Source organism: Haloferax sp. SDI50 (genome assembly GCF_059802635.1).
In genome coordinates, this window is record NZ_JBPULL010000001.1 from 1,861,764 (window position 1) to 1,877,873 (window position 16,110).

Annotated in this window: 21 protein-coding genes; 12 read left to right on the top strand and 9 right to left on the bottom strand. The window is 67.1% G+C overall.

Annotated features, from left to right (window positions below; genetic code table 11):
* Nucleotides 1–25: 25 nt before the first annotated feature.
* Together ACSR87_RS09735 and npdG are read left to right on the top strand one after the other, a co-directional pair.
* Nucleotides 26–241 (top strand): DUF7534 family protein, encoded by a 216-nt coding sequence (locus tag ACSR87_RS09735; protein ID WP_498530328.1) that lies wholly within the window; start codon nt 26–28, stop codon nt 239–241.
* Between the two features lie 90 nt (nt 242–331).
* Entirely contained in the window at nt 332–1,000 is a 669-nt protein-coding gene (gene npdG, locus ACSR87_RS09740) for an NADPH-dependent F420 reductase (RefSeq protein ID WP_498530329.1), read from the top strand.
* A 30-nt stretch (nt 1,001–1,030) separates the two neighbouring features.
* Here npdG and ACSR87_RS09745 read toward each other — a convergent pair whose 3' ends face one another.
* The 4 genes from ACSR87_RS09745 to ACSR87_RS09760 all read right to left on the bottom strand — a co-directional run bounded on the left by ACSR87_RS09745 (nt 1,031) and on the right by ACSR87_RS09760 (nt 3,722).
* Nucleotides 1,031–2,284, bottom strand: a complete 1,254-nt coding sequence (locus tag ACSR87_RS09745; RefSeq protein ID WP_498530330.1) for an MFS transporter — start codon at nt 2,282–2,284, stop codon at nt 1,031–1,033.
* Nucleotides 2,285–2,512: 228 nt separating this feature from the next.
* Nucleotides 2,513–2,815 carry a phosphoribosyl-ATP diphosphatase gene (gene hisE, locus ACSR87_RS09750; protein WP_498530331.1) on the bottom strand — a complete coding sequence of 101 codons (303 nt, stop codon included), beginning with the start codon at nt 2,813–2,815 and terminating at the stop codon, nt 2,513–2,515.
* 78 nt (nt 2,816–2,893) lie between these two features.
* A complete protein-coding gene (pdxT, locus tag ACSR87_RS09755; RefSeq protein ID WP_405309257.1) occupies nt 2,894–3,502 on the bottom strand; it encodes a pyridoxal 5'-phosphate synthase glutaminase subunit PdxT in 609 nt (202 codons plus the stop codon).
* A gap of 55 nt (nt 3,503–3,557) precedes the next feature.
* Nucleotides 3,558–3,722: a preprotein translocase subunit Sec61beta gene (locus ACSR87_RS09760; protein ID WP_004044487.1), complete on the bottom strand. Its 165-nt coding sequence runs from the start codon at nt 3,720–3,722 to the stop codon at nt 3,558–3,560.
* A gap of 239 nt (nt 3,723–3,961) precedes the next feature.
* Here ACSR87_RS09760 and trxA point away from each other — a divergent pair, with 239 nt between their 5' ends.
* Both trxA and ACSR87_RS09770 read left to right on the top strand, forming a co-directional pair.
* A complete protein-coding gene (gene trxA, locus ACSR87_RS09765) occupies nt 3,962–4,228 on the top strand; it encodes a thioredoxin (protein WP_049896156.1) in 267 nt (88 codons plus the stop codon).
* Between the two features lie 113 nt (nt 4,229–4,341).
* Entirely contained in the window at nt 4,342–4,488 is a 147-nt protein-coding gene (locus ACSR87_RS09770) for a 50S ribosomal protein L40e (RefSeq protein ID WP_004044485.1), read from the top strand.
* A gap of 15 nt (nt 4,489–4,503) precedes the next feature.
* Here the strand turns inward: ACSR87_RS09770 and ACSR87_RS09775 are convergent, their stop codons facing one another.
* Nucleotides 4,504–4,884, bottom strand: coding sequence for a hypothetical protein (locus tag ACSR87_RS09775; RefSeq protein WP_498530332.1), 381 nt, complete (start codon nt 4,882–4,884; stop codon nt 4,504–4,506).
* Nucleotide 4,885: 1 nt separating this feature from the next.
* Entirely contained in the window at nt 4,886–5,512 is a 627-nt protein-coding gene (locus tag ACSR87_RS09780) for an MBL fold metallo-hydrolase (protein ID WP_498530333.1), read from the bottom strand.
* 129 nt (nt 5,513–5,641) lie between these two features.
* Here ACSR87_RS09780 and ACSR87_RS09785 point away from each other — a divergent pair, with 129 nt between their 5' ends.
* The 3 genes from ACSR87_RS09785 to ACSR87_RS09795 are packed head-to-tail and all read left to right on the top strand — an operon-like array spanning nt 5,642 to nt 7,041.
* Nucleotides 5,642–5,812: a DUF5786 family protein gene (locus ACSR87_RS09785; RefSeq protein WP_004044482.1), complete on the top strand. Its 171-nt coding sequence runs from the start codon at nt 5,642–5,644 to the stop codon at nt 5,810–5,812.
* Entirely contained in the window at nt 5,809–6,420 is a 612-nt protein-coding gene (locus tag ACSR87_RS09790; RefSeq protein WP_498530334.1) for an endonuclease dU, read from the top strand. The genes ACSR87_RS09785 and ACSR87_RS09790 overlap by 4 nt, the downstream gene beginning before the upstream one ends.
* Nucleotides 6,421–6,444: 24 nt before the next feature.
* On the top strand, nt 6,445–7,041 hold the full coding sequence (locus ACSR87_RS09795; RefSeq protein ID WP_498530335.1) for a uracil-DNA glycosylase: 597 nt from the start codon (nt 6,445–6,447) through the stop codon (nt 7,039–7,041).
* Nucleotides 7,042–7,174: 133 nt separating this feature from the next.
* Here the strand turns inward: ACSR87_RS09795 and phnE are convergent, their stop codons facing one another.
* The 3 genes from phnE to ACSR87_RS09810 all read right to left on the bottom strand — a co-directional run bounded on the left by phnE (nt 7,175) and on the right by ACSR87_RS09810 (nt 9,884).
* Nucleotides 7,175–8,140 carry a phosphonate ABC transporter, permease protein PhnE gene (phnE, locus tag ACSR87_RS09800; protein ID WP_008577116.1) on the bottom strand — a complete coding sequence of 322 codons (966 nt, stop codon included), beginning with the start codon at nt 8,138–8,140 and terminating at the stop codon, nt 7,175–7,177.
* Complete coding sequence (phnC, locus tag ACSR87_RS09805) at nt 8,130–8,933, bottom strand: phosphonate ABC transporter ATP-binding protein (protein WP_498530336.1); 804 nt, start codon at nt 8,931–8,933, stop codon at nt 8,130–8,132. The genes phnE and phnC overlap by 11 nt, the downstream gene beginning before the upstream one ends.
* A 93-nt stretch (nt 8,934–9,026) precedes the next feature.
* Nucleotides 9,027–9,884 (bottom strand): PhnD/SsuA/transferrin family substrate-binding protein, encoded by an 858-nt coding sequence (locus tag ACSR87_RS09810; protein WP_008577120.1) that lies wholly within the window; start codon nt 9,882–9,884, stop codon nt 9,027–9,029.
* Between the two features lie 450 nt (nt 9,885–10,334).
* Here ACSR87_RS09810 and hisH point away from each other — a divergent pair, with 450 nt between their 5' ends.
* The 5 genes from hisH (at nt 10,335) to leuS (ending at nt 16,061) form a co-directional block, all read left to right on the top strand.
* A complete protein-coding gene (gene hisH, locus ACSR87_RS09815; protein WP_008577123.1) occupies nt 10,335–10,994 on the top strand; it encodes an imidazole glycerol phosphate synthase subunit HisH in 660 nt (219 codons plus the stop codon).
* Nucleotides 10,995–11,048: 54 nt separating this feature from the next.
* Entirely contained in the window at nt 11,049–11,855 is an 807-nt protein-coding gene (gene pheA, locus ACSR87_RS09820; RefSeq protein ID WP_498530337.1) for a prephenate dehydratase, read from the top strand.
* Between the two features lie 139 nt (nt 11,856–11,994).
* Nucleotides 11,995–12,405, top strand: a complete 411-nt coding sequence (gene hsp14, locus ACSR87_RS09825) for an archaeal heat shock protein Hsp14 (protein ID WP_498530338.1) — start codon at nt 11,995–11,997, stop codon at nt 12,403–12,405.
* A gap of 116 nt (nt 12,406–12,521) precedes the next feature.
* Complete coding sequence (hsp14, locus tag ACSR87_RS09830) at nt 12,522–12,965, top strand: archaeal heat shock protein Hsp14 (RefSeq protein WP_498530339.1); 444 nt, start codon at nt 12,522–12,524, stop codon at nt 12,963–12,965.
* Between the two features lie 219 nt (nt 12,966–13,184).
* On the top strand, nt 13,185–16,061 hold the full coding sequence (leuS, locus tag ACSR87_RS09835) for a leucine--tRNA ligase (protein ID WP_498530340.1): 2,877 nt from the start codon (nt 13,185–13,187) through the stop codon (nt 16,059–16,061).
* Nucleotides 16,062–16,110 lie beyond the last annotated feature (49 nt).

The window sequence follows — 16,110 nt, forward strand, 5'->3', positions numbered from 1 at the left end:
CCGGTTCGACCCCGGAGGGCCGCTGATGGGACACCTCCGCGCCTTCGTCGTCACGCTGCTCGCGCTCGACGCGCTCGTGGTCGTCGTCGGGACGTACCTCCTGCCGCCGGACCCGTTCGCGCAGTTGGTGCTCGTCGGCCCGCCGTTGCTTTTGGCCCCGGTGGTCGCGTGGTGGCTCGTCTACCGCGACGGCTTCGAGCGGGTGCAGGCGCTCGTCGAGTCCGACGATGGGGGTCGATAGCGCCGTCCACCCGCCGCCGTCCGCCGCGAACACAGGCAGAACCGACCGGTCGCACAACCCTTTAGGTCGGCTCGGTCCGGAGGTGTGTGTATGCGAATCGCACTCCTCGGTGGGACCGGCGACATCGGCGAGGGCCTCGCCCTCCGCTGGGCCTACCACACCGACCACGAGGTCATCATCGGGTCGCGCGACCCCGACAAGGCCCGCGAGAAGGCCGACGAGTACGAGACCGAACTCTCCAGCCGCGGCCGCGACGTGAAGGTAAACGGCTTCACGAACGAGATGGCCGCGGACCGTGCCTCCGTGGTCGTCCTCGCCGTGCCGCCGTACCACGTCTCCGACACCGTCGAGGCCGTTTCCGACTCTCTGTCCGAGGGCGACGTGCTCGTCACGCCCGCGGCGGGCATGAAGCGCGACGACGACGGCTTCCACTACCACCCGCCGAAGGCGGGGAGTGTGACGGCGCTCGTCGTCGACGCGGCCCCCGACGACGTGCCGGTCGTCGGCGCGTTCCACAACCTCGCGGCCGGCCGACTGGCCGACCTCGACGCCGACCTCGGCATCGACACCCTCCTTGTCGCCGACGACGAGGACGCGAAGGAGACGGTCCGCCTGCTCGCCGAGGGCATCGACGGCCTCCGCGCGCTTGACGGCGGCGGCCTCGCCAACGCCTCCGAAATCGAGGGCATCACCCCGCTTCTCATCAACGTCGCTCGGAACAACGACGGCCTGCACGACCTCGGCATCCAGTTCAAGTAGCGCCGTCCGACCGGCGTCTGAATCCCGTTTTCACGATAGTTCTGACCGCGGCACCGTCGCCGCCTCTCCGTAGAGCGTCCGCGCAACGAGCAGTCCGACGACGGCGATGAGCGCGACGCAGGCGAGGTACTCGACGCGGAAGCCGACCACCTCGGCCAGCGGGACGGCCACGAGCGGGCCGAGCGTCGACCCCGAGTCCCCGAAGACGTTGTAGACGCCGCCGAGTTTGCCCACGTCGTCGGCCGGACTGAGGTCTCCGAGATAGGCCAAAAGCGGCGGGTTCGACCCGCCGACGCCGACGCCGATGAGCGCCACGCCCGCGAGCGTCGAGGGGAGCGTCGCCACGAGCGCCAGCAGGGCGAACCCGGCCGCGAGGACGGCCAGCGCGGGGAGCGTCAGCGCCGCACGGTTCGACAGCCGGTCGGAGTACCGCCCGACGACGAGTGTCGTGACGCTCGACGCGACGACGCCGACGGCCATCACGACGCCGCTGACGCCGGCCCCCGAGAGGCCGCCGAGCGAGATGTCGTTCGCCGTCGCGTACAGCACGGCCGTCGAGAGGAGGACGCCCGAAAACAGGAATCGGACGGCGAAGTTGACGGTGCCGACGGTGAAGATGCGGATATCGGCGCTGACCAGCCGCGGCACCTCGCGGAGCGAACTCGCCGCCGTCACGTCGGTTTTCACGTCCGGGAGGACGGAGATGGCGACGAGGGCGGCGAACAGCCCCGCACAGCCCGCGACGGCGAACGCGGTGGCGTAGCCGAACGCGTCGGTGACGAGGCCGCCGACGACGAGGCCTGCGGGGAACCCGAGGCTCTGCCCGCCGCGCATGTAGCCGACCCACTTGCCGCGGTTTTCGCCCGAGGTGACGTGCGTGATAGTGCTGAACGCGCCGACGAAGACGAACGCCGAGCCGACGCCCCAGCAGGCCCGCGACAGGAGGAAGACGGTCGCGCTGTCGAGCGGAATCGGCCCGGGATTCAGCCCGAGGACGTAGCCGAACGGCGACAGCCCCTGCACGACGAAGCCGGCTATCATCGGTCGGCGCGTCCCCATCCGGTCGAGTATCTGCCCGGCGGGCGTGTTCACGACCAGCCGGGTGAACCGGTTGGCCGAGAGGATGAGACCGACCACGAACGGCGTGATGCCGATGATGGGGCCGAGCGTCGGCAACGTCGGGAAGGCGACGCCCGCGCCGACGCCGCCGAAGAAGACGCCCGCGATGAGGCTGCCCGCGACGAACTCGACTGACGGCTCGTCGCCGCCGAACAGCCGACTCACGCCGCCGACCCTCGGGAGGCGGACGCGGCGCGGTGGGGCGTGGGGTGCGCGGGAGCGGACTGGGAGTCGCGGGTTCGAGGGGCGTGCATCGAGAGGGTGCGCTATCGTAAACGCACGCTCTTGGTGCTTTGCAATCGGGCCGTCTCGTCCGGGAACTGCGGGCGTCGGCGCGGCGAGCGACTACCGGCGACGGCATCGCAGTCGCGGTCGCGGTCGCGGGACCCCGTCTCAGAAGCGGGCTTTCAGCTCGTCGCGCAGGTCGTCGAGCGAGGCGTCCTTCATCGACAGCACGACGAGCAGGTGGTAGACGAGGTCGGCGCTCTCGTAGAGCAGTTCCTCGCGGTCGTCGTCCTTGGCCGCGAGGATGGTCTCCGTCGTCTCCTCGCCGAGCTTTTCGAGGACGTAGTTCTCGCCTTTCTCGTGGGTGAACAGCGTCGTCGTGTAGGAGTCTTCGGGGAGGTCGGCTTTGCGCGACTCGATGGTCGCAAAGAGTTCGTCCAAGACCTCGTCGGTCGGGGTGTCGGCGTCCATGGTCGCACGACGGGCGGGCGCGGAAAAAGACCCTCTGGTTCCGGCGAGCGGCCGTCACTCAGCCAGTTAGCCGGCCGCTCAGGCGTCGATCTCGACCGCCAGTTCGTCGAAGAACGCGAGGTCGTGGAGGCGGCTGTCGGGCGTCAACTCGGGGTGAAAGGAGGTGCCGACGACGGGGCCGTCGCGGACGGCGACGGGGTTGCCGTCCCACTCGGCAAGCACCTCGACGCCCTCACCGACCTCGTCGATGAGGGGCGCGCGGATGAACACCGCGGGGAACGGCGAGTCGAGACCGGCCACGTCCAGCGGGGCCTCGAAGCTGTCGACCTGCCGGCCGAAGGCGTTGCGGTCGACCGTCGCGTCGAGGAGGTCGAGCGTCGTCACGCGGTCGTCCTTGGCGTCACGGGAGGCGACGATGAGGCCGGCACAAGTGGCGAGGACGGGCTTTTCAGCCTCGACGTGGGCGCGAATCTCGTCGTCGATGCCCTCGCGTTCGAGGAGTCTGGAGATGGTTGTCGACTCCCCGCCCGGCATGAGTAACACGTCGCAGTCGGGGACGAGGCCGTCGCTTCGAATCTCGACGATTTCGGCGTCGACGCCGTGGGCCTCGGCGGCCCGCTCGACGGCGTCGGCGTGTTCGGACACGTCGCCCTGCACGGCGACGACGCCGGCGCGTAGCGTGGTCATAGACGGGTCTCGGGAAGCCGTGGACAAAAAGCGTCCGTTCGGCGGTCGGCGCGGTTCAGAACGCGAGCGAGTTCAGCACCAGCACGCCGATGCCGAACAGCGCCCCCGCGGCGAAGATGGTCTTGGGGTTGACTCGAATCGCGTTGCGGTCCTCCGCGTCGAAGTAGCGGACGAGGCCCGCACTCGACATCAGACCGCCGCTGTTCTGGCCCTTGCTCATGTTCCACCGTCCGTGCGTCCGCTGCCTAAACGTTTCGGCTCGCTCCGGTGCCGCGGGGTCGCCCGGCCGGAACGCCTCCCGACTTGCCGGCGAATCCGTTCGGCTGGCGAGTCGGCTGACGGCCGTCTCGACGCTCAGACGGCTGGAATTCGACTGAACTGGACGGGCGCACAACCGGAGAGCCGCGGGCCCATGAGTAATCCTTATGCGCCGGGGCGGGCAAGTTGCGTCGGGATACGATGACTGTTCGACTCTTGGACTTCTACGCGGACTGGTGCGGCCCTTGTAAGACGCAGGACCCGATTCTCGACGAGCTCGAAGGCGACTACGAGACCGTCGAGTTCGTCAAGGTCGACGTCGACGAGGAGCAGGACGTGGCCAACCAGTATCAGGTTCGCTCGCTTCCGACGCTCATCGTCGAGAACGACGACGGCATCGTCGACCGCTTCGTCGGTGTCACCCAGCGCGACGACATCGAATCGGCGCTGAGCCAGGCCGGCGCGTAAGCGCGCCGCGGACCGCCGCGTTTTCCGACCCATCCGGACGACCGCCGAGCGCGCCGCGAGCGCCGGCGGTGTGTCTCGCAAGCGTTATACGACCGGCGGCGGGACTCGTATGCATGGCTAGTGACGCTGCGACGAAGCGGACGCTCGAGAAGCAGATTTGCATGCGGTGCAACGCGCGCAATCCCCAGAAGGCAAAGCAGTGCCGCAAGTGCGGTTACAAGCACCTTCGACCCAAGTCGAAGGAACGCCGCGCCGCGTAAGCCCGCACGCTTCTTTCAGGCGTCTCGCCGATACAGCGCGAACAGCACCGCGAGCAGCGCAAGCTGGACGAGTTTGTCCGCGACGCCGCCGATGCCGAAGATATTCGGCCAGTTCAGCGCGACGTAGAGGACGACCTGCCCGGCGGTGAAGGGGATACCGAGCAACACCACCCGCGAGCGGTTGCGCTCGTCGCCGCGGAGGACGCCGACGATACCGGCCGCGAACCCCGCGGCGGCCCCGACGAACGCGATGCCGAGCGGATCGGCGGGGTTCGCGGCCAGCGCGCCCGCGCCGAGGACGAGGTGAATCACGCCGGTCACGGCCGCGAGGGCGACGCCGACGTAGTGCAGTCGCGTCAGGTCATCGCTCGGCTCCGTGACCGCGTCGGTCGCCATCTCAGGCCTCCGGGTACTTCGGCTCGCGCCGCTCCGCGCGTTCGATTGCGCGTTCGAGCGCGTCGCGGACGGTGTCGCCGCCGGCCTCGTTCTCGAAGGGGTCGCCGTGGCCGGCGTACAGCGCCTCGACGGTCGAGGGAAGGCGGTCTGAGAGCGTGTGCAGGCTGTTGATGAGGCGCTCGCGGGACTGCCCCGGCATGTCGGTGCGGCCGAAACTGCCGTCGTCGAACGCGCCGTCGTTGTAGACGAACACGTCGCCCGAAAACAGCGACCGCCCGCTCACGAGCGAGACGTGGTCGTCGGCGTGGCCCGGCGTGTAGACCACTTCGAACGACTCGTCGCCCATCTCGACGTGGTCGCCGTCTCCGAGCTCGTGGGTCCGAAGCGGGTGGTCGGCGTAGGCATACACGTCGGGGTCGAACCGCTCGACCACCGCGTCGAGTTCGCCGACGTGGTCGGAGTGCTGGTGGGTGACGACCACCGCGTCGAGGTCGTCGGTGTGTTCTGCGACGACCGACTCGACGCCCGGCATCGTCCCGGCGTCGACGAGGACGGTTCGCTCGCCGAGGACGAGATAGGCGTTACAGGTGAACGTCTCGGCGTCGGCGGTGACTGGGATGACTTCCATACCGCCGCGTACGCGCTCGACCGGAAAAAGTCGGGCGGGTGAGGCGTCACCTCGCCGCGTGAATCGCCCCCGAACATCGGGCTCACGCGACAAATCCTTTTTGGGGCTCGGTCGTGTACGTACGTCTGTATGGGATTTGGGAGCTACGACGAGTCCGAACAAGGAGACCAGAACGTCGACTTCGACGAGGAAGACGGCGTCACGACGAGTGAGGAGAAACACGAGGGCGAGGTCGATTTCGAAATCGGCGCGTCCAACGACGAACTCCTCGACCGGCTCCAGGAGATTAAAGACGAGTGAAGTCGGGGTCTCGCGCCCTCGGGGTCGCGGAATCCTACTCCGGGGCGGCGCGCGCACCCACAGACGACGCTGACGACGCTCATTTTTCCACAGACCCGTCTCCGGAGAGCGTCCTCTGCGGCGCGGTCGTCCGCGCCGACCGGGTCGTCGACGGCCTCGCCTTCGAGACGTGCACCGTCGGCGGCGACGACGCGACCGACGCCGTCGCGGCGCTGTACTCCTCGCTCGACCGCGAGGACGTACGTTACCTGCTCGTCTCCGGCATCGCTCCGGCGTGGTTCAACCTCGTCGACATCGACCGCCTCGCCGCGGCGCTCGACCGCCCGGTCCTTTCAGTCTCTTTCGAGGAGAGCGAGGGGCTCGAGCCCGCGCTCGCGGCGCACTTTTCGGGCGCGGCGCTCGACCGCCGACTCGACACCTACCGCGCGGCCCCGCCCCGCCGACCCGTCGAGGTGAACGGCGAGACGGTGTTCGTCCGGGCCGCCGGCTGCGACGGCGATGAGGCCGCGCAAGTCGTCCGCGGGTTCACCCCGTCCGGCGGCCGCCCCGAGCCGATTCGCGTGGCCCGACTGGCGGCCCGCGCCGCGCGACGCTTCGCCGGGGATTAAGCCGTCCCCGCCCTCGAACCGAGTATGGAACACATGGAGGGCCTCTGCGTGACGGGCTGTGAGCGGTGCCCCGAACTCGTCGATTCGCGGAGTCGCATCGTCAACGGGGTCGGCCCCGACGACGCCGACCTGCTCTTCCTCGGTGAAGCGCCGGGCGCGAAGGAAGACGAGGGCGGCGAGCCGTTCGTGGGTCGCTCCGGCTCCGTGTTGGACGACGCGCTCCGCGAGGCCGGCCTCGCCCGCGCCGACGTTCGCATCACCAACTGCGTGCGGTGCCGCCCGCCGGACAACCGCGACCCGACGAGCGACGAACTGTCGAACTGCCGGGGCTACCTCGCCCGCGAACTCGAACTCGTCGACCCCGAGCTAATCGTCACCCTCGGAAAGGTGCCCTCCCAGCACCTCCTCGACCGCGGCGTCGCCATCACCAAGGAGTCCGGGTCGGTCGTGGACGCCCGCGTCGGGGACGCCTCTTACCGCGTCCTCCTCTCCGTCCACCCCGCGGCGACGCTGTACGACCGGAGCCAACGCGAGGGCTTCTTCGAGACCATCGCGCGCGCCGCCGACCTCTCGGGGCTCGCGGACTCCGCGGACGGACAGGCCAGTCTCGGTGACTTCTGAGCGCGGCGCGGGCGGCCGGCGAGGAGGCGAGACGCGACCTAGTGCAGTCGGCGGCGACGACATGGGCGACGCTGTGAGACGCGGGGAAGCGATAAAAACCGAACCGCGGGTGCGTCACCGAGCGGGCGGACGCCTACTCCCAGACGGAGCGGGCCATCCGCTGCGGGAACTCGACGATGAGTTTGAGCAGGCTCGTCCCTTCCTCGTTGCCGCGGATGTACGACCGGACCCGCTGGCTCACGAACTCGACGGAGACGACGAGCATGAAGATGACGAGAATCGTCGCCATCATGTTCGTGTACCGGAACAGACCGCGTTGGGTCTGAAGCACCTGTCCGAGGCCGCCGCCGCCGATGAGTCCCATCGTGACACCGATGCGGACGTTGATTTCGAGGATGTACATCGTCCACGCGATGAAGGGCGTAAAGACCTGCGAGAGCATCCCGAAGACGACCTTCTGGGGGCTGTTCGCGCCGGTCGACTCGATGGCCTCTATCGGTCCGTCCTCGACTTCCTCGAGGGCGTCCGTGAATAGGCGACCGAGGTTCCCCATCGTGTCGGTCCCGATGGCGAGCGTCGCCGTGAACGGCGAGACGCCGCCGAGGGGGATGTAGATGAGCGCCCACACCAGCGCCGGGATGGCGCGGATGACGCTCATCGTCCCGCGGAAGATGAAGTTAAACGGGTACGGCGTCACGCGCTCGGAGCCGAGGACGCCGAGGATGAGCGCACCGGGGATGCCGAGGACCGTCCCGGCAAAGCCCATCGCAAACGTGACGAACACCGCGCCGAGGACGGGGTTGCCGTCCTGGAACTGGAGGAGGAGGTTCCGTTCTTGGATGAACGCCCAGTACTGGCTGACGTCGACGAAGGGGATGACGCCGAACAGCGTCCCCGGCGGGAAGAAGTCACCCAGCGCGTCGGTGAACTCCGGCCAGTACTCGACGATTTCGCCGATGGAAAAGCCGACCTCGCTCAGCGCGTTCGTGAAGAACCACGCGAAGAGGACGAGGACGACGATTGAAAACAGCAGTCTGACTCGCTTTGCAATCTGGATGTTCCGCAGTGCGTCCTCGATTCGGTCGGTATCAGTACTCATGTGACCTCGCTCCGCTTGTGGCGGCCGCGTTGTTTTCGGGCGGCTCGTCGGTCTGTTCTTCGCGGATGGCCTCCGTCTCGATGTCGCCGTAGATGCGGTCGATAACGTCGACGTTGAAGTCCTCGCGGTAGCCGTCGAAGACGATTTGTCCGTCTTTCATTCCGATGAACCGTTCGCCGAACTCGCGGGCGATGTTGACCTGATGGAGGCTCGCGATGGTCGTCAAGTCGCGCTCGTCGGCCGCGTCGCGGATGTACCGCATCACCGTCTCCGCGCTCGCGGGGTCCAGGCTCGCGACGGGTTCGTCCGCGAGCAGGAGGTTCGGGTTCTGGACCAGCGCGCGGGCGATGCCGACGCGCTGTTGCTGCCCGCCGCTCATCTTCCCGGCGCGCTGGTTGGCCTCGTCGAGCAGTCCGACGGTTTCGAGCGCGCGGAGTGCCTCCTGCTTGTCGTCGCCGTCGTACATGCCGAGCAGGCTGCCGAGGAACGATGTCCGGCCGAGCGCCCCGGTGAGCGCGTTGCTGTACGCGCTCATCTGTCCGAGGATGTAGTGTTGCTGAAATATCATTGCCACGTCGTTTCGCGGCCCCATCACGTTCGCGTCGTCGATGGTAATCGACCCGCTCGTCGGGCGAGTGATTCCGTTGAGACAGCGGAGGAGGGTCGATTTCCCCGCCCCCGATTGCCCGAGGACGACGACGAACTCGCCGTCCGGGATAGTAAACGAGACGTCGTCGAGGGCCGTGACATCTCCGTAGGATTTGCTGAGGTTCGTTACTTCAATCGTACTCATTATCGTGTCTGTCGCGTCGCGTAGTTCGCGTGCGGTCGAGCCGTTCGTCGGCTATCGACCGCACGGCACGGGAACAAAACCGGGGAGTCGCGCTTACTGACCGAGCGTGACGCCGAGTTCGTCGAGGACTTCCTGCACGGGTGCGTAGTCGTCGACGGAGCCCTGGTCGACCCCGGTAAACCAGAGCTGTTGGTCGTCTTCGAGGTCCTCGTTGATGAGGTCGTCTTCGGTCACGTTGAGCAGCGCCTCTTCGATGTCGTCGTACAGCCCCTGGTCCATGTCGGTGCGGCCGAGAATCGGGGCACGCGGGATGGGGTCGGAACACGACAGCAGTTGCAGTTCGGGCGACGCCGTTCCGAGGTCGCCGTCGTTTTCGGCGGACATATCGAGGAACTGGTCGGGGAACTGGTCTTCCGGAACGTGCGGGGCCGTCGAGAACGCGCCCGTACCGGCGGCGACGACGTCGTCGCGGTTGATGAGCGTCTCGCGGGCCGTCGAGTGGTCGGAGAACTGCGCCTCGAAGTCCACCGGGTTGCCGTCGGGCGCGCCGCCCGTGTCGAGTCCGGCTCGGCTCAGCATGGACAGCGGGAACAGCGCCCCGCTCGTCGAGAGGCGGTCAGCGAACGCGACCGTCTCGCCTTCGAGGTCGGTCAGCTCTTCGATGTCGCTGTCGGGCGTCGTCGTGATGAGCGAGAAGTATCGCGAGGCCCCGTAGGCGATGCGGATGCCGATGACCTCGGTGATGCCCTCGTTCCCGCCCTGAATAGCGATTGCGGGGGCGGCGTCGGCGATGTCGGCCTGCCCGCTGTCGAGCGCCTGTAACACCGCCGCGTAGTCGGCCGCCACGGTGGATTCGACCGTGACGCCGACCTCGGACTCGATGTAGTTGAAAAGCGGCTGATACTGCGCTTCCACGTCCACGTCCGACTCGGCGGGCGTGAGCGCGAACATGATGGACTCTGGTGACGACTCGGTCGTCGTCGACGTCGTCGCCTCGGTCTCCGAGGACGCTCCCGACTCCGTCGTGGTCGTCGTCGATTCCGAACTATCGTCGCCACCCGTACATCCACTGAGCGCCGTCAACCCCGCGACGCCAGTGATTCCTGCCGTTCTGATGAATTCTCGTCTACTCGCCATTGAACTCGTCTTGTAATTCCGACACTTGTTGTTAAGATTTGCTATTTTTTCTCTATATTCGTATTGAATAGAATTGGTGTTCTCAGGCTGACGGCGCTATCGCCCCTGCAAGCCCCCGTGGGGGCTTCGAGTTCGGACTTCGGACCCCTTCACGCGACGGGTCAGAGGCGTGCGGCAGGGTCGCGCGGCCGGTCTCCGACGGCTCTCGCGCGGAGCACTCACCCCGAGGGAAAATCACTTTGCTGTCCTCTGCGGACGTTCGGTATGAGCACGACACAGCCGCCCGAGGAGACCCTCGCCGACGTGGTGATGGTCGACTACGGGCTCGGAAACCTCCGGAGCGCCATGCGCGGGCTCGAACGCGCGGGGGCGAACGTCGTCATCTCGGACGACCCCGCCGACTTCGACGACGCCGACGGCATCGTTCTCCCCGGCGTCGGCGCGTTCTCCGAGGGGATGGAAAACGCCGGACCGTTCCGCGAACCGCTCGCCGAGGCCGCCGCCGACGGGACGCCCGTCTTCGGCATCTGTCTCGGGATGCAGATGCTGCTCACCTCCTCCGAGGAGGCCGACCACGCCGGCGAGGGCGAGGTCGAGGGACTCGACTTCATCCCCGGCCGCAACGTCCGGTTCGACGAGGGACAGAAGGTCCCGCACATGGGCTGGAACGAACTCAACGTCCGGCGCGACCACCCGCTCGTCGAGGGCGTCGACGGCGAGTACGCCTACTTCGTCCACTCCTACTACGCCGACCCGGACGACGAGGGCGCGGTCGTCGCCTCGACCGACTACGGCGTGGCGTTCCCCGCGGTCGTCGCCAACGAGGCGGGTACCGTCTTCGGCACGCAGTTCCACCCCGAGAAGTCCGGCGAGACCGGGCTGACCATCCTCCGCAACTTCGTCGAGTTCTGCGCGGAGCGATAGGCCGAATCTGCCTGCCCCGACGGTCTTTTGTCGCCGCTTCGTGAAGGGGTGCCCATGCAGGCAGTCACGCTCGGTCCGTCGGGCACGTACTCCCATCGCGCCGCCCGCGCGGTCGCCGACGACGTCGCCTTCCGAGAATCGGTCACGTCTATCGTCCAAGCGGTCGCCGACGGGTCGTTCGAGCGCGGTGTCGTCCCCATCGAAAACAGCATCGAAGGGAGCGTCACCGAGAGCCTCGACGCCGTGGCGAACTCGGACGTGAGCGTCGTCCAGGAAATCGTCACGCCCATCCGCCACGCGCTGTTGGCCCAGAGCGCGAACTTCGATGTCGTCGCCAGCCACTCGCAGGCGCTCGCGCAGTGTCGGTCCTACCTCGAAGAGAACTACCCCGACGCGAAGCTCGAAGCCGTCGCCAGCACGGCCCGCGGGGTCGAACGCGCCCGCGCGGACCCGTCGGTCGCGGGCATCGGTCACCCCGACAACGTTGGCGACGACCTCGAAATCATCGCCGAGGACATCCAGGACCAGTCGTCGAACGCGACGCGGTTCCTCGTCATCGGCCCCGAGTCCGCCCGCTCGGACGCCGGCGGCAAGAGTTCGCTCGTCGTCTACCCCAACGCCAACTACCCCGGACTCCTCTTGGAACTGCTCGAAGCGTTCGCCGAACGCGACATCAACCTCTCGCGCATCGAGTCGCGGCCGAGCGGCAACCGCCTCGGTGACTACCTGTTCCACATCGACGCCGACGCCGGTCTCTACGAGGAGCGGATGCAAGGGGCGCTCGAAGAGGTGGAGGGAATCGCCAGCAACGGCTGGGTCCGCGTCCTCGGGTCGTACGACACCCGACACGTCCTGTACTGACGCCGTTTCGACGCCGAGACGCCCAGCGCCGCACCTCGCTGCGTCCACCCCGTCCCGCTCCGTCACGTCCGCCCGGTCGCTCTCAACGTGTGAGTCCGAGCACATCTTTCTTTGTCGTCGGCGACGTATCTAAACGCGTATGCAGCGAAACCCGTTCGACGAGATAGAAGACCTGTTCGACCGGATGGGCCGGTCGTTCGAGGAGTCCGGTATCGGTCGATTCCAAGACATCTCCCTCGACGTCGTCGACGACGACGAGGCCATCGAGGTCGTCGCGGACCTCCCCGGCTTCGAGAAGGACGACCTCGACGTGAGCGTCAGCGGGCGGCGACTCACCATCGCGGCCGACCACGAGGAGTCGAGCGAGGTCGACGACGAGCAGTACGTCCGCCGCGAGCGGAGTCAGCGCTCGGTCTCCCGGACGATTACGCTCCCCGCCGAAGTCGCGCGCGACGAGGTGACTGCATCGTACAAAAACGGCGTCCTGACCGTGACGCTCCCGAAGGCCGAACCCGCGGGCGACGACTCGACCGAAATCGACATCGAGTGACGCGGCTCATCTTTTGCATACCGGCGCTCTGGCTCCCGAGCCGTGCGAACTGCTATCCACGTTCCGGCAACGATTATCTCCTCAGACGGCGTCCGTATGCCTCGGTGAAAACACACATGATGCGACGTACCAACCCCTTCGACGACTTCGAGGAACTGTTCGAGCGAATGTCCCGCCAGTTCGACGAGATGGGACGACAGTTCGACCGTTCGGGCATGATGGCGCAGGTCCGCCACGAGATGGCCATCGACGTCACCGACCACGACGGCGAAATCGTCGTCACCGTCGACCTTCCGGGCTACGAGAAGGAGGACATCGCCCTGTCGGTCGCTAACCGCACGCTGACGGTCGAAGCGATGCGCGAACTCGACGAGGAACGCGCCGAGGGCGAGTACCTCCGCCGCGAACGCCGCCACGAGTCCGCCCGCCGGACGATTCGCCTCCCCGAGTCGGTCGACGAGGACGGCGCGTCCGCCAGCTATCACAACGGCGTGCTGACGGTCTCTCTCCCCAAGCGCGACGCCGACCCCGACGACTCCCGCCGCATCGACATCGACTGAGTCGGCGGTGACGCTGGAGTCTCTGACACGTCGCCCGCGATGGTCTACCCGTGGTGGGTCTCTCACGTTCTCCGTTTTGCTGTCTTTGTGATACACCGTCTCACGACTCGATTTCTCCAGTCGCACCCATGCCACTGAGAGGCAACATCTGCCGGAATCAGACAGCCGCGCAAGTCGAGTATAGGAGTTATTTTAGGCCGGGGTGCCACTACCACGGATATGGACTACGACCCGCAGGAACTCGAAGCGCGTTGGCGGGAGCGCTGGTCCGAGTCCGGCCGATACGAGGCCGACCCGGACGCAGACGCCGACGACGCGACGTTCGTGACGGTGCCCTATCCGTACCCCAGCGGCGGGATGCACATCGGGCACGCGCGGACGTACACCGTTCCCGACGTGTACGCTCGCTACCGACGCCAGCAGGGCGACAACGTCCTGTTTCCCATCGCGTGGCACGTCACCGGCACGCCCATCATCGGCGCGGTCGAGCGCCTGCAAAACCGCGAGGAGAAACAGCTCTCGGTGCTGACAGACACCTACAACGTCCCCGAGGACACGCTTTCTGACCTCGAATCGCCCATGGGCTGGGCGCGGTACTTCATCGAGGAACACTACAAGAAGGGGATGCAGTCGCTCGGCCTGTCGGTGGACTGGCGGCGCGAGTTCACCACCAACAACGAGCGCTACTCGAAGTTCGTCGAGTGGCAGTACCGGACGCTCCGCGAGCGCGGGCGACTGGAGAAGGGTCTCCACCCCGTCAAGTTCTGCACGAACGAGGAACAGCCGGTCACGACCCACGACCTGCTGGAAGGCGAGAACGCGGAGTTCCAGGAGTACACGCTGGTCCGCTTCGGCTGGGAGCGAGACGGCGGCGACGTGGTCGTCCCGATGGCGACCCTGCGCCCCGAGACGGTCCACGGCGTGACCAACGCCTACATCGACCCCGAAGCGACTTACGTGGTCGCTGAAGTCGACGGCGAGACGTGGTTCGTCTCCGACTACGCGGCCGACAAACTCGAATATCAGGCCCGAGACGTGGAGATTATCGAAACCGTCGAGGGTGCCGAACTCGTCGGCCAGACGGTCGAAAACCCCGTCACCGGCGACGACGTGCTCGTCCTGCCCGCCGACTTCGTCGACGCCGACAACGCGACGGGCGTCGTCATGTCCGTCCCGGCCCACAGCCCCGACGACTACGTGGCGCTCCAGGAGGCCAAAGCCGACACCGACTACCTCGAATCGTTCGGCATCGACCCCGCCGACGTGGCCGCCATCGAACCGATTCCGATTCTCGACATCGACTCCGAGGACGACTCCTACGGCGAGATTCCCGCGAAGTCGGCCGTCGAGAACCGCGGTATCGAGTCCTCCGACGACCCCGCGCTCGAAAAGGCGACGAAGGACCTCTACAACAAGGAGTTCCACGCGGGTCGGCTCAAGGAGTTCTACGGCGACTACGCCGGCGGCCTCGTCGAGGAGGTCCGCGACGACTTCAAGGCCGACGGCGTCGAGGCCGGCCAGTTCGACGTGATGCAGGAGTTCTCCGAGGAGGTCGTCTGTCGCTGCGGCGGCGACGTCGTCGTCGCGGAACAGGACACCTGGTTCCTCTCGTACGACGACGAGGACTGGAAGGAACTCGCCCACGACGTGGCCGACGGGCTGGACGCTATCCCCGAGAACACCCGCGACGAGTACCACCACACCATCGACTGGCTCAACGGGTGGCCGTGTATCCGCAACTACGGCCTCGGCACCCGCCTGCCGTGGGACGACCAGTTCGTCATCGAGCCCCTCTCGGACTCGACTATCTACATGGCGTACTACACCATCGCCCACCGGCTGCAAGAGATTCCGACCGAGGAACTCACGCAGGAGTTCTTCGACGCGCTGTTCTACGGCCCCGACGCGGTCGACGACGCTCCCGAGAAAGCGCTCGAACTCCGCGAGGAGTGGGACTACTGGTACCCCGTCGACTACCGGTTCTCCGGTAACGACCTCATCACGAACCACCTGACGTTCTACCAGTTCCACCACGGCGAACTGTTCGACGAGCCGCAGTGGCCGCAGGGTATCGTCATCATGGGCATGGGTCTGCTCGAAGGCGAGAAGATGTCGTCGTCGAAGGGCCACGTCGTCCTCCCCGGCGAGGCCATCGGCGAGTACGGCGCGGACACCGTCCGCTTCTTCCTGCTCAACTCCGCCGAACCGTGGCAGGACTACGACTGGCGCGACGACCTCGTCGGCTCGGTCCACGACCAACTGGAACGCTTCTGGAACCGCGCGCAGGAGATTATCACCGACCCCGGTCCGGACGACCAGCCCGACCTGGAGACGGTCGACCGCTGGCTCCTGTCGAAGCTGCAAGACACCGTCCGCGACGTGACGACCGCGATGGACGAAGCCGAGACGCGCTCGGCCAGTCAGGCGGCGTTCTACAACTTCGAGGAGTCGCTGCGGTGGTACCGCCGCCGGACCGACCTCGACCGCCCGGCCGCCAAGTGGACGCTCCGGACGGTCCTCGAAACCCGCCTGCGCCTGCTCGCGCCCTTTATCCCGTTCATGACGAACGAACTGCACGAGCAGTTGACCGGCACGCCCGCCGAGGACGCGCCGTGGCCCGAGCCGGACGAGAGCTTCGAGGACGAGTCGGTCGAACTCGAAGAGCGACAGGTCGAGCGCCTGACCGAGGACGTCCGCGACATCATCGACGTGACCGATTCGGACCCCGACACCATCCGGGTGTACGTCGCCGCCGACTGGAAGCGCGACGTGTTCGAGACGGTCGTCGACAACGGCGACAACGTCGGCGCAATCATGGGACAGGTCATGCAGGACCCCGACCTGCGCGAGCGGGGTAACGACGTGAACGACCTCGTTCAGGACCTCGTCGACCAGACCCGCGGCCGCGACGAATCGACGCTCCGCGCCCAGCTCGAACTGGACGAGGCCGGTACCTACGAGCGCGCCGCCGACTTCCTCGCCCGCGAGTTCGACGCCGCGGTCGAGGTGTTCGCGGAAGACGACGACGACATCGTCGACCCGGGCGACCGCGCCTCGAAGGCGATTCCGTTCCGCCCCGCGGTCCACCTCGAATAGTCCGGCGCGTCTCGGCGCGCCGCGACCGAAACGCCACGATTCGCCCGCC

Excerpts from the sequence above, each read along its gene's own strand:
- ACSR87_RS09735 (WP_498530328.1), top strand. The coding sequence starts at position 26 with ATGGGACACCTCCGCGCCTTCGTCGTCACGCTGCTCGCGCTCGACGCG.
- npdG (WP_498530329.1), top strand. The coding sequence starts at position 332 with ATGCGAATCGCACTCCTCGGTGGGACCGGCGACATCGGCGAGGGCCTC.
- hisE (WP_498530331.1), bottom strand. The coding sequence starts at position 2,815 with ATGGACGCCGACACCCCGACCGACGAGGTCTTGGACGAACTCTTTGCG.
- pdxT (WP_405309257.1), bottom strand. The coding sequence starts at position 3,502 with ATGACCACGCTACGCGCCGGCGTCGTCGCCGTGCAGGGCGACGTGTCC.
- ACSR87_RS09760 (WP_004044487.1), bottom strand. The coding sequence starts at position 3,722 with ATGAGCAAGGGCCAGAACAGCGGCGGTCTGATGTCGAGTGCGGGCCTC.
- trxA (WP_049896156.1), top strand. The coding sequence starts at position 3,962 with ATGACTGTTCGACTCTTGGACTTCTACGCGGACTGGTGCGGCCCTTGT.
- ACSR87_RS09770 (WP_004044485.1), top strand. The coding sequence starts at position 4,342 with ATGGCTAGTGACGCTGCGACGAAGCGGACGCTCGAGAAGCAGATTTGC.
- ACSR87_RS09775 (WP_498530332.1), bottom strand. The coding sequence starts at position 4,884 with ATGGCGACCGACGCGGTCACGGAGCCGAGCGATGACCTGACGCGACTG.
- ACSR87_RS09780 (WP_498530333.1), bottom strand. The coding sequence starts at position 5,512 with ATGGAAGTCATCCCAGTCACCGCCGACGCCGAGACGTTCACCTGTAAC.
- ACSR87_RS09785 (WP_004044482.1), top strand. The coding sequence starts at position 5,642 with ATGGGATTTGGGAGCTACGACGAGTCCGAACAAGGAGACCAGAACGTC.
- ACSR87_RS09795 (WP_498530335.1), top strand. The coding sequence starts at position 6,445 with ATGGAACACATGGAGGGCCTCTGCGTGACGGGCTGTGAGCGGTGCCCC.
- phnE (WP_008577116.1), bottom strand. The coding sequence starts at position 8,140 with ATGAGTACTGATACCGACCGAATCGAGGACGCACTGCGGAACATCCAG.
- phnC (WP_498530336.1), bottom strand. The coding sequence starts at position 8,933 with ATGAGTACGATTGAAGTAACGAACCTCAGCAAATCCTACGGAGATGTC.
- ACSR87_RS09810 (WP_008577120.1), bottom strand. The coding sequence starts at position 9,884 with ATGTTCGCGCTCACGCCCGCCGAGTCGGACGTGGACGTGGAAGCGCAG.
- hisH (WP_008577123.1), top strand. The coding sequence starts at position 10,335 with ATGAGCACGACACAGCCGCCCGAGGAGACCCTCGCCGACGTGGTGATG.
- pheA (WP_498530337.1), top strand. The coding sequence starts at position 11,049 with ATGCAGGCAGTCACGCTCGGTCCGTCGGGCACGTACTCCCATCGCGCC.
- hsp14 (WP_498530338.1), top strand. The coding sequence starts at position 11,995 with ATGCAGCGAAACCCGTTCGACGAGATAGAAGACCTGTTCGACCGGATG.
- hsp14 (WP_498530339.1), top strand. The coding sequence starts at position 12,522 with ATGATGCGACGTACCAACCCCTTCGACGACTTCGAGGAACTGTTCGAG.
- leuS (WP_498530340.1), top strand. The coding sequence starts at position 13,185 with ATGGACTACGACCCGCAGGAACTCGAAGCGCGTTGGCGGGAGCGCTGG.